A 10,941-nucleotide genomic window follows, 5' to 3' on the forward strand; every position below is an offset into this window, starting at 1 on the left:
TGCCATCTACTCGGCGGAAGGTGGCAGAACCGTGCAGTGGACGAAACAGAGCGAACAAACTGTGTATGGAAACCGATGGTTCACCGTCAATCTCGCAGATGTCGAGCTGCCCGACGGCCGGCATCTGGACCACTTCCTCATACGGCTGCGGCCCGTCGCCGTGGCCACCGTCGTCAACGACGCCAACGAAGTGCTGCTGCTGTGGCGGCACCGCTTCATCACCGACAGCTGGGGGTGGGAGCTCGCGGCGGGCGTCGTCGAGGACGGCGAGGACATCGCGTACGCGGCGGCACGCGAGATGGAGGAGGAGACCGGCTGGCGGCCGGGACCGCTGCGGCACCTCATGAGCGTCGAGCCGTCCAACGGGCTCACCGACGCCCGGCACCACATCTACTGGTCCGACGAAGGGACGTACATCGGCCACCCCGAGGACGACTTCGAGTCGGACCGCCGCGAGTGGGTCCCGCTCAAGCTGGTCCCCGACATGGTGGCCCGCGGGGAGGTCCCGGCCGCCAACATGGCCGCGGCGCTTCTCCTCCTGCACCATCTGCGTCTCGGCCAGGACGCGCGCTAGCCGTGACCGAGTGCCTGCCAGACCGCTACGGCGAGTGCCGCGACCGCCGCGAGAGCGACGATCGTGGGCAGCGGCCAGCGGGTGTGCTCCAGTGCAGCGACCCGGGCCTCCATGGCCTCCACGTTCTTGGCGGTCTGTTCGTCGTGCTGAGTGAGCAACGCCAGCCGTCCGTCGACGCGGGCCAGGCCCACGTCCAGGCTACGGCGTAACTCCGCGAGTTCTTCCGGGACCACGGCACTCTCGCCGTCGGTGGTCACGAGTCCACTCCTCTCTGTAGTGGCGCGTCCCCCCTCCTTCCGCACAGGAAGTCAACTCGCGTGGTGGGCAGGGCGGGAGAGTGTGCGATGGGCATATGCGAGCCTCTTGCGCACACGGTGTGTGAACGCCGCGGGCCCGGCACTCGCAGGAGTGCCGGGCCCGTCCGTACGGAGCGTGCGCGCGCGGGGAGTGAGACCGCCCGAAGAGGCCGGTCCGTCGACCCGTCAGGCGTAGGTGTAGAAGCCCGAGCCGGTCTTCCGGCCGAGCCGGCCCGCGTCCACCATCCGCTGGAGCAGCGGGGGAGCGGCGTACAGCGGCTCCTTGTACTCGGCGTACATGGAGTCGGCGACCGAGGCGACCGTGTCCAGGCCGATCAGGTCGGAGAGCTTGAGCGGGCCCATCGGGTGGGCGCACCCCATCTCCATGCCGTTGTCGATGTCCTCGCGGCTCGCGATGCCCGACTCGAACATCCGGATGGCGGAGAGCAGGTACGGGATGAGCAGCGCGTTGACCACGAAGCCCGAGCGGTCCTGGGCGCGGATCGCGTGCTTGCCGAGGATCTTCTCGACCACGGCCTGGGCCCGGCTGATGGTGCCCTCGGAGGTGGTCAGCGCGGGGATCAGCTCGACGAGCTGCTGCACCGGCGCCGGGTTGAAGAAGTGGATGCCGATGACCTGGTCCGGACGCGAGGTCGCGACGGCCAGCTTCACCAGCGGGATGGAGGAGGTGTTGGAGGCGAGGATCGCGTCCTGCCGGGTCACCACCTGGTCGAGCACCTGGAAGATCTCGGTCTTGACCTGCTCGTTCTCCACCACGGCCTCGATGACCAGGTCACGGTCGGCGAACTCGCCGAGGTCGGTGGTGAAGCTGAGCCGGTCGAGCGTGGCGTCGCGCTCCTCGTCGGAGATCTTGCCGCGCTCGGCCGCCTTGGAGAGGGAGTTGTACAGCCGTGTACGGCCGATCTCCAGGGCCTCGCCGGTGGTCTCCGCGACCTTCACGTCCAGTCCGGAGCGGGCGCAGACCTCTGCGATTCCGGCGCCCATCTGGCCACAGCCCACCACTCCGACGCGTGCGATATCGGTCATGGAGTCGGTCACCTCGTGCCTTTCGCTGATCAACGGGGCCGGCAGGTCCCCCGTATGGATGGTGCCTGCCTCGGCCGTGAACGTTACTCCGCAATGAAGGGTCCCCGAGGGGCCGGGTCGGGCATGCTGTCCGCATCCGGCAAGCGGTGCCGGAGGACAGCGAGCTCAGGGGGCATGCAGATGAGGCGTATGTCACGCCGGGTCTTCTCGGTGGCGGCCGCCGCGACGATCGCGGGCCTTGCGACGGCCGGGGACGCGGCGGCCGCCGGCCGGGGTCCGAAGAAGGGCCGCAGGGAGCTGCGGGCCATGTGGCTCGCGAGCGTCGTCAACCGCGACTGGCCCTCGCGGCCGGGACTCACCGCGGAGCAGCAGCGGGCCGAGCTCCTCGCACATCTCGACACGGCCGCCCGCCGCAGACTCAACGCGGTGGTCTTCCAGGTCAGGCCCACCGCCGACGCGCTGTGGCCCTCGCCGTACGAGCCGTGGTCGCAGTACCTCACCGGGGTGCAGGGCGAGGACCCCGGCTGGGACCCGCTGGGCACCGCCGTGCGCGAGGCGCACCGCAGGGGCCTGGAGCTGCACGCGTGGTTCAACCCCTTCCGGGTCGCCAACCACACCGACCCGTCACGCCTGGTGGCCACCCACCCCGCGCGCGTGCACCCCGACTGGGTGCTGCCGTACGGCGGGAAGCTCTACTACAACCCGGGGCTGCCCGCGGTCCGCCGCTTCGTGCAGGACGCGATGCTCGACGCCGTGCGCCGCTACCCGATCGACGCGGTGCACTGGGACGACTACTTCTACCCCTATCCCGTCGCGGGCCAGGTCTTCGACGACGACGACGCCTTCGAGCGGTACGGCGGCGGCTTCCCGGACCGGGCCTCGTGGCGGCGGGACAACATCGACCGGCTGGTGCGCGAGATGTCCCGGCGGGTGAAGAAGGCGCGGCCGCACTGCCGGTTCGGGGTCAGCCCGTTCGCGGTCTGGCGCAACATCGCGACGGACCCGAAGGGCTCGGACACCCGGGCGGGCGTGCAGACCTACGACGACCTGTACGCGGACACGCGGGGCTGGGTGAAGAAGGGCTGGCTCGACTACATCGTCCCGCAGGTGTACTGGAACATCGGCTTCGCCGCCGCGGACTACGCCAAGCTGATCCCGTGGTGGAGCGAGGTCGTGCGCGGCACGGACGTGAAGCTGTACATCGGCGAGGCGCTGTACAAGGCGGGCGACCCGGCGCAGCCCGCGGCCTGGCAGGACCCGGCGGAGCTCTCCCGCCACCTCACCTACGCCGAGAGCTACCCCGAGGTGCGCGGGCACATCTACTTCTCGGCGAAGGAGGTCGGCGTCGACAAGATCGGCGCGATGGCGCGGGTGGTCGCCGACCACTACCAGGAACCGGCGAAACCGCCGCGCTGACCGCGCCCGCCGGCTACGGCGCCGGGTCCTGATGCCGTACGACGGTGTCGGGGCCCGGCGAGAGCAGCGTCTCGTGGCCGTCGCCGAAGCGGACGCGGTACGGCGGCCCGCCGTCCGCGCCGAGCACCTCGACGACCTGCGCGATCCGGTCCTGCTGCCCGACGATCCTGCCGTGCAGCACCAGCTCGTCGCCTACGGTTGCACGCATCTTGGAGTGCCCCCTCGTCCCGCTCTGCGGTCGCGGTCTGTGGCGGCAAGTGTACGACGGGTGGCGGCAGTTGGGGCCTGTCGGGGCCGCAACCGGTCAGTCGCGGGCCCGTTGGGTGACCGCGATGCAGACGAGGACCGCGGCCGCGCTGAGCGGCGCGGCGACGGTGAGGTGCTCGCCGAGCAGGAGCACCGACCAGACCAGGGTGAGCAGCGGCTGGGCGAGCTGGAGCTGGCTCGCCTTGGGCACGCCGATCTCCGCCATGCCCCGGTACCAGACGACCAGGCCGAGGAACTGCGAGCCGACGGCGGAGTAGAGCAGGCCCGCCGTGCTGTGCCCGGTCAGCTCGAAGGACTCGTGGGGCAGGGCGAGGAAGGCGCCCGCCACGTTGAACGGCAGGCACAGCACGAGCGCCCAGCCGATGACCTGCCAGCCGGGCATCTCGCGGGCCAGCCGGCCGCCCTCGGTGTAGCCGGCCGCGCAGATCAGCAGGGCGCCGAAGAGGTAGAGGTCGGCGGTGGTCAGCGCGCCGCCGCTCTGCTGCACGGTGAACGCGATCACGGCGGCGGCCCCGGCGAGCGCCGCCGCCCAGAAGGTCCGCGAGGGGCGCGCCCCGGTGCGCAGCGCCGAGAGGACGGCGGTGGTCAGCGGGAGCAGCCCCACGACCACGGCCGCGTGCGACGTGGTGGAGGTCTGCAGGGCGAGGGTGGTGAGCAGCGGGAAGCCGACGACCACGCCGGCGCCGACCACCGCGAGCCCGGCCCAGTGGCGGCGGTGCGGGACGGCGACGCGCAGGGCGAGCAGACAGCCGCCCGCGACGAGCGCGGCGAGCACGCCGCGCAGGGTGACGAAGCTCCAGGGGCCGATGCCTTCGAGACCCCAGGCGGTGGAGGGGAAGGTGAGCGAGAAGGCCGTGACGCCGAGGGCGGCGAGGACGGTGCCGGCGCGGCGGGACGCGGGGCGCGGCGGACCGTCGGGGGTGCCGGGGGTGCCGGGGGTCTCCGGGGTGGTGACCGCTATCCGGGTCGGGCGAGTAGCGCTATCCTGTGCTGTCATGCATGAGAGTAGCAGCGTGAGTGAGCTGGCGAAAAGGCTGAGAGCGGAGCTTGACCGCTACTCTCCGGGTGGAAAGCTGCCGTCGAGCCGGACGCTGGTCGAGCGGTTCAGGGTGAGTCCGGTGACGGTCTCCCGGGCGCTGGCGCAGCTGGCAGCCGAGGGGCTCGTCGTCACCCGGCCCGGCGCGGGCGTCTTCCGCGCCGAGGCTCCGGCGCCCGCCGCGCCCGCCGGCGACACCTCGTGGCAGGAGGTGACGCTGAGCGCGGACGCCGCCGCCGAGTTGGTGCCGCGCTCCGTCGACGCCAGCGGAGTCCTTGCCACCCTGGCCGCGCCGCCGCCGGGCATCATCGAGTTCAACGGCGGCTACCTCAACCCCGCGCTGCAGCCCGAGCGCGCGATGGCGGCGGCCCTCGCCCGGGCGGGGCGGCGGCCCGGCGCGTGGGGGCGGCCCCCGGTCGACGGGCTGCCCGAGCTGCGCGAGTGGTTCGCGCGGGGGATCGGCGGGGCGATCACGGCCGCCGAGGTGCTGATCACGGCGGGCGGCCAGAGCGCGCTGACCACGGCGCTGCGGGCGCTCGCGCCGCCCGGCGCCCCGGTCCTCGTCGAGTCCCCGACCTACCCGGGCATGCTCGCCATCGCGCGGGCGGCGGGGCTGCGCCCGGTGCCGGTGCCCGTCGACACCGACGGCGTGCGCCCCCAGCTCCTCGCGGCCGCCTTCGAGGCGACGGGCGCGCGGGTCTTCGTCTGCCAGCCGCTGTTCCAGAACCCGACCGGGGCGGTGCTCTCCGCCGAACGGCGCCCCGAGGTCCTGCGGATCGCCCGCGAGGCGGGCGCCTTCGTCGTCGAGGACGACTTCGTGCGCCGCCTCGTCCACGAGGACGCCGGGCCGCTGCCGCGCCCGCTCGCCTCCGACGACCACGACGGCGTCGTCGTCCACGTCTGCTCGCTCACCAAGGCCACCTCGCCGAGCTTCCGGGTCAGCGCCCTCGCCGCCCGCGGCCCGGTCCTTGAGCGGCTGCGCGCCATTCAGGTCGTCGACCACTTCTTCGTGCCGAGGCCCCTCCAGGAAGCCGCCCTCGAACTGGTCGGCTCCCCGGCCTGGCCGCGTCATCTGCGGGCCGTGGCAGGGGAGTTGAAGGAGCGCAGGGATGCGATGTCGGCCGCGCTGCGCCTCCATCTGCCCGCCTTCACGGTGCCCCACATCCCCGCGGGCGGCTACAACCTGTGGCTGCGGCTGCCCGACGGCGCGCAGGAGGCGGCGTTCGCCTCGGCGGCCCTGCGCGCGGGCGTCGCCGTGGCCCCCGGCCGCCCGTACTTCGCCGCCGAACCCACGGCCGGCCACGTCCGGCTGAGCTTCGCGGCGGTCGCGGGCGTCGGCGAGATCGGGGAAGGGGTACGGCGGCTGCGGACGGCCTGCGACGAGGCGCTGGGCTGAGCCGCCGGCCCCTACGGCCCGGGCACACCTTGTCCCGTATCGCTCGCCCCGAAGACCACCGCATGCATGGGCGCGTGACACGCATCGCCGCCGTCCGCCCTCCTGCCCCTCGGCGAGGCCGAGCTGCGCTACTGCTCGCCCACCCTGCGCAGCCGTAGCCGCGCCACCGGCGACGCCCTCGGCCTCGCCCACCGGCCCAACCGCCCCTGTGTGACTGCGACATGGGCCGGTGCCGCGGCCGCGCTCTCGCGGAGGTCACCGCGCGCGAACCGGCAGCGGTCGACGCGTGACCGAGCGATCCGCACCCGGCCCCGCACGGCGGTGAGCCGCTGCTCGCGCGTGCTCGCCCTCGCCGGACCCGCCGTGGTGCGTGCGGCGCTCAGCCACGGGCTGACGCGCCCCCGTCGACGTACTGGAACCTCAGGCTCGACCCTGCCGCCGGTACTCCGTGACGAGCAGCAGGTCCTTGGCGGGGCCGCCCACCCGCCACCGGACGCGCCAGTGGTCCGCGTCGAGCACCTCGAACTCGCCGCGGTAGAGGTCGCGTACGCAAGGGTGGTCCGCGGTCCAACGGCCCGTACGCAGGTCGAGGTCGTGGAAGAAGCGTCCGTCGGCGAACTCCACGCGCGCGGTGCCCGCCGCGTCGCCGGGCAGGAAGCGCAGCGTGCGCTCGGCGGGGCGGGTGGTCCCGCGCCAGGTGAAGGCGCCGGATTCGTGGTGCAGGAGACCGTCCGCGTCCGGGGCGGGCAGCGGCGAGAAGAGCGTCGTACCGGTGAAGCGTCCCTCGGAGCCGTCCGCGAGGTCACGGACCGTGCGCTCGACCCGCCACCTGCCCGCCAAGTAGGCCAGCGCCCGCGGTACGGGGTGCGGCCGGGCGGTGGCGGCGCTGCGCTCGGGACGGGACATACCCGCAGGTTACTTGTTGACCGCCGCCAGGCTGCGCTCGTCGTAGCGCGTGCCAGCGACCCGGTCCGCGGGCGCCGCCGCGTCGATCGCGGCGAGTTCGTCGGCGGAGAGCTCGACCGCCACGGCCCCGAGGTTCTCCTCCAGGTAGCGCACGCGGCGCGTCCCCGGGATCGGTACGACGTCGTCCCCGCGGTGCTGCACCCAGGCGAGGGCGAGCTGCCCGGCCGTGACGCCCTTCCGGGCGGCGAGCGCGTCCAGCGTCTCGACTATGGAGAGGTTCCGCTCCAGGTTGCCGTCGGCGAAGCGGGGCTGGGTGCGGCGCAGGTCGTCCTGGGGGAGGCCGTCGAGCGAGGTGTAGCGGCCGGTGAGGAAGCCGCGGCCGAGCGGCGAGAACGGCACAAGGCCGATGCCGAGCTCGCGGCAGACCGGCGCGGTCTCCGCCTCCAGGTCCCTGGTCCACAGCGACCACTCGCTCTGCAGCGCGGTGATCGGGTGCACGGCGTGGGCCCGCCGGATGGTGCCCGCGCCGGCCTCGGAGAGCCCGAGGTGGCGCACCTTGCCGGCCTCGACCAGCTCGGCCATCGCGCCGACGGTCTCCTCGATCGGCACGGTGGTGTCCACCCGGTGCTGGTAGTACAGGTCGATGTGGTCGACGCCGAGGCGGCGCAGCGAGGCGTCGCAGGCCTGCCGTACGTAGGCCGCGTCACCGCGGATGCGCGTCGGCTCGCCCAGCCGGTTGGCGAAGCCGAACTTCGTCGCGATGACGGCCTGTTCGCGCCGCGGTCCGGCGAGCGCCCGGCCGATCAGCTCCTCGTTGTGGCCGTTGCCGTAGAAGTCGGAGGTGTCGAGCAGGGTGACGCCGAGGTCGAGGGCGCGGTGGATCGTCGCGATGGACTGCGTGTCGTCGGACGCGCCGTAGCCGTGGCTCATCCCCATGCATCCGAGGCCCTGCGCCGAGACGGTCAGTGCGCCGAGACGGCGGGTGGGAAGGCTGGTCATGGTCGTACCTCCTGGGCTGTTCCCTGTGATCGAAATCGACCCTAGGAGTTGGAGTGGACTACAGGTCAAGGCGCCGATCCGCCGGGATCCCCGGTGTGCATACGGGGGTTGTCCTCAGGGCGGTTCGGCCCGGTGGCCCGATGGTCCGGGGCCGCGTGCGTTCCTAGCGTGGTGGCCGAAGAGCCCGGCCGGAGTGCCGGACCGGGCGCCCACCGGAGCAAGGAGCACGATGCGTGTCGTCTCAGCGGTCACCGCGGGACTGGGTCTCGTCGGATTACTCGCGGGCCACGTGGCCGCCGCCGACGCCCCCGTACCCCAGGGGTCGTCCTCCCGGCCGCGCCAGAGCCTCGACTGGGGCCGATGCCCCGCCGAGCAGAAGGAGTTGAACGCGGCGGGCGCCGAGTGCGCGAAGGTGACCGTGCCCCTCGACCACGCCGACCCCGGCGGCCGGACCATCCGGATCGCGATCTCCCGCGTCCGGGCCAGGGCGCACGGCGAGCGGCGCGGCATCCTGCTCTCCAACCCCGGCGGCCCGGGCGGCACCGGCCTCGCCGGCACCCTGGCCCTGCGGTCCACACTGAAAGGTGTGGCGGACCGCTACGACCTGATCGGCTTCGACCCCCGCTTCCTCGGCGAGAGCACCCCCGTCACCTGCGGCGAGGCGCCGCGGCCCGCGCCCCCGGCCGCGACCACCACGCCCCGCGCCGACTTCGAGGAGTCGGTGCGCGCCGCGCGCGACACCGCGCGCCGGTGCCAGGAGCACGGCGACAACGCCGCGTTGCTGCCGCACGCGTCGACGCGGAACGTCGCCCGCGACATGGACGCGATCCGGGCGGCGCTCGGCGAACGCAGGCTGTCGTACTACGGCATCTCGTACGGCGCCGATCTGGGCGCCGTCTACACCCAGCTGTTCCCGCGTAGGGCCGACCGGATCGTGCTGGACTCCTCGACCGATCCGGCCGCCACGCAGTACGAGCTGTTCCAGCGCTCGGGGGCGCCCGCGGAGGCCGCACTCGCCCCTCAAGTGGGCCGTGACATAAGGGAGTTGTTGCGCCGTGCCGAGCGGCACCCCATTCCCGTGGGAGGGTCGCGCCTCAACGCCCCGATCCTGCGGATGATCTTCAAGCAGCTCGTGCAGCACGAGGAGTACGACGCCGGACTGGCCGGTGTCGTGTCCGACCTGAAGCGGGCCGCCGCGGGCGAGGAGGTCGTACCGGGGCCCGCGCTCGCCGGACTCCTGGAGCTCCTCTCCTCGCCCGGCCTTGCGGACAGCATGGTCGGCGGCGCGCTCTTCATGTGCGGCGACGGGGGCTGGCCCGCCGGCGGCTGGCCCAAGGACCCGGAGACGTACTGGAGGAACATGCAGCGCAGCCGGACCACCCAGCCGGTCTTCGGGCCGTACGTCAACGGAATGATCGCCCCGTGCGCGTTCTGGCGTGGCGAACCCCGCGAGCCGGGCACCCGGATCGGCAACGACGTGCCCGTCCTGATGCTCCAGGCCCGCCACGACAACAACGTCCCCTACGAAGGCGCCCTCGCCCTGCACGAGAAGCTCACCGGATCCCGGCTCCTGACGGCGGACATCCGCTCGCACGGCGTGTACGGGCGCGGCAACGACGGCCTCACCCCCCTCCCGTGCGCCGACCGCACCGTCAACGCCTACCTGGGCGGCGGGAAGCTGCCCGCCGCGGACCTCACCTGCGCCAAGCCGACTCCGAAGGAGAGTTCCCGATGACCGGCGTCAGCAGGCGAACCGGGCTCGCCGCCACCGCGGCGGCCCTGCTCACCGGGGCGGCCGCCACCCCCGCCGCGGCCACCGCGCCCCGCACCCCGGCCTCCCCGCGCGGCCGCGCCCTTCAGCGTGACGTCGACGCCGTCCACGCCACCGGCGCGAGCGGCGTCATCGCCGAGGTGGCCGGCGCCCATGGCCGCACGACCGCGCGGGCCGGCGTCGCCGACCTCAGCGGCGACCGGCCCGTCCCCCAGGACGCGTACTACCGCATCGGCAGCGACACCAAGACGTTCACCGCCACGGTCGTCCTGCAACTCGTCGGCGAGGGAAAGCTGAGACTCACCGACACCGTCGAGCGGTGGCTGCCCGGAGCGGTCCGGGGCCACGGCAACGACGGCCGCCGCATCACCATCGGCAACCTCCTGCGCCAGACCAGCGGCCTCAACGACTACATCACCGCGGAGAGCGGGGACTTCACCCCCGACGCCTACCGGCGCAACCGCTTCCGCTCGCAGTCGCCGGCGGAGCAGCTGACCGCGGCCCTCGCCGCACCCCCGCAGTGGCTGCCCGACGCCGACGACCCGGCGGGGGAGCGGCGCTGGGGATACTCCAACACCAACTACGTCGTCGCCGGCATGGTCGTCGAGGCGGTCACCGGACACCCCTGGGCCCAGGAGGTCCACGAGCGCGTCATCGAACCCCTCGGCCTGCGCGACACCCTGATGCCCGGCACCTCGCCGTACGTACCGAGGCCGACGGCCACCGGGTACACGTACTTCCCCCAGGAGACCCGCCCCACCGACACGACCCTCGGCTTCGGCGGCGGCGCCGACGGCTGCCTCGTCTCGACCACGCGCGACCACGGCGTCTTCCTGCGCGCCCTGCTCGGCGGCCGGTTGCTGCGCCCGGCGCAGCTGGCGGCCATGAAGCGGACCGTGCCGGTGAAGGACTGGGTGCCCGCCGACGGGGTCCGCTACGGCCTCGGCATCGCCTGGCGCCCCGTCGCCGGGCGCGCGGACGGCATCTGGTTCCACGGCGGGACCAGCCTCGGCTGCGTCAGCGAGTGCGGCGTCACACCGGACGGCACCACCTCCGTGACCAGCGCCGCCTTCACCCTGCGCCTCGACAGCCCAGAAGCGCACGAGAGCCAGGCCCGCGCAGCACTCCGCATGGTTGACGCGGCACTGCGCTAGGGCCGGAGGGAGGGGCGGGGCGCCGTCCTCCCGGCCGGTTCGGGTCGGCGGCGAGGGAGCCGAGTGCCGCCGCCACCGC

The 10,941-nt window shown here is 73.4% G+C and carries 11 protein-coding genes and 1 pseudogene; 6 read left to right on the forward strand and 6 right to left on the reverse strand.

Annotated features, from left to right (window positions below):
* The first annotated feature begins 31 nt into the window (after nt 1–31).
* Entirely contained in the window at nt 32–574 is a 543-nt protein-coding gene (locus tag ACZ7DY_RS29295) for an NUDIX hydrolase (protein WP_055699051.1), read from the forward strand.
* Here the strand turns inward: ACZ7DY_RS29295 and ACZ7DY_RS29300 are convergent.
* Nucleotides 571–831, reverse strand: a complete 261-nt coding sequence (locus ACZ7DY_RS29300; RefSeq protein WP_471140358.1) for a hypothetical protein — start codon at nt 829–831, stop codon at nt 571–573. The genes ACZ7DY_RS29295 and ACZ7DY_RS29300 overlap by 4 nt on opposite strands.
* 225 nt (nt 832–1,056) lie before the next feature.
* Nucleotides 1,057–1,917 (reverse strand): 3-hydroxybutyryl-CoA dehydrogenase, encoded by an 861-nt coding sequence (locus ACZ7DY_RS29305; protein ID WP_362993551.1) that lies wholly within the window; start codon nt 1,915–1,917, stop codon nt 1,057–1,059.
* 180 nt (nt 1,918–2,097) lie between these two features.
* Here ACZ7DY_RS29305 and ACZ7DY_RS29310 point away from each other — a divergent pair, with 180 nt between their 5' ends.
* On the forward strand, nt 2,098–3,333 hold the full coding sequence (locus ACZ7DY_RS29310) for a glycoside hydrolase family 10-like protein (RefSeq protein ID WP_471140361.1): 1,236 nt from the start codon (nt 2,098–2,100) through the stop codon (nt 3,331–3,333).
* A gap of 13 nt (nt 3,334–3,346) precedes the next feature.
* Here the strand turns inward: ACZ7DY_RS29310 and ACZ7DY_RS29315 are convergent, their stop codons facing one another.
* Together ACZ7DY_RS29315 and ACZ7DY_RS29320 are read right to left on the reverse strand one after the other, a co-directional pair.
* The gene (locus ACZ7DY_RS29315; protein WP_471140364.1) at nt 3,347–3,541 is read right to left on the reverse strand and encodes a DUF1918 domain-containing protein; all 195 of its coding nucleotides are present in this window, start codon (nt 3,539–3,541) and stop codon (nt 3,347–3,349) included.
* 96 nt (nt 3,542–3,637) lie between these two features.
* A complete protein-coding gene (locus ACZ7DY_RS29320; protein WP_471140367.1) occupies nt 3,638–4,597 on the reverse strand; it encodes a DMT family transporter in 960 nt (319 codons plus the stop codon).
* Here ACZ7DY_RS29320 and ACZ7DY_RS29325 point away from each other — a divergent pair.
* Nucleotides 4,596–6,032, forward strand: a complete 1,437-nt coding sequence (locus ACZ7DY_RS29325) for an aminotransferase-like domain-containing protein (protein ID WP_471140370.1) — start codon at nt 4,596–4,598, stop codon at nt 6,030–6,032. The two genes, ACZ7DY_RS29320 and ACZ7DY_RS29325, sit on opposite strands and share 2 nt — an antisense overlap.
* A gap of 99 nt (nt 6,033–6,131) precedes the next feature.
* Nucleotides 6,132–6,484, forward strand: a pseudogene (locus ACZ7DY_RS29330) (histidine phosphatase family protein); the annotation flags it as partial.
* Here ACZ7DY_RS29330 and ACZ7DY_RS29335 read toward each other — a convergent pair.
* The gene (locus ACZ7DY_RS29335; RefSeq protein WP_471140373.1) at nt 6,453–6,938 is read right to left on the reverse strand and encodes a DUF6314 family protein; all 486 of its coding nucleotides are present in this window, start codon (nt 6,936–6,938) and stop codon (nt 6,453–6,455) included. The pseudogene ACZ7DY_RS29330 and the gene ACZ7DY_RS29335 overlap by 32 nt on opposite strands.
* 9 nt (nt 6,939–6,947) lie before the next feature.
* Nucleotides 6,948–7,937 (reverse strand): aldo/keto reductase, encoded by a 990-nt coding sequence (locus ACZ7DY_RS29340; RefSeq protein WP_471140376.1) that lies wholly within the window; start codon nt 7,935–7,937, stop codon nt 6,948–6,950.
* A 229-nt stretch (nt 7,938–8,166) separates the two neighbouring features.
* On the opposite strand from ACZ7DY_RS29340, the gene ACZ7DY_RS29345 reads away from it, so the two are divergent.
* Together ACZ7DY_RS29345 and ACZ7DY_RS29350 are read left to right on the forward strand one after the other, a co-directional pair.
* Nucleotides 8,167–9,672, forward strand: a complete 1,506-nt coding sequence (locus tag ACZ7DY_RS29345; RefSeq protein ID WP_471140378.1) for an alpha/beta hydrolase — start codon at nt 8,167–8,169, stop codon at nt 9,670–9,672.
* Complete coding sequence (locus tag ACZ7DY_RS29350; RefSeq protein ID WP_471140380.1) at nt 9,669–10,862, forward strand: serine hydrolase domain-containing protein; 1,194 nt, start codon at nt 9,669–9,671, stop codon at nt 10,860–10,862. The genes ACZ7DY_RS29345 and ACZ7DY_RS29350 overlap by 4 nt, the downstream gene beginning before the upstream one ends.
* Nucleotides 10,863–10,941: the final 79 nt, after the last annotated feature.

It is taken from the genome of Streptomyces sp. NPDC037013 (genome assembly GCF_055607265.1).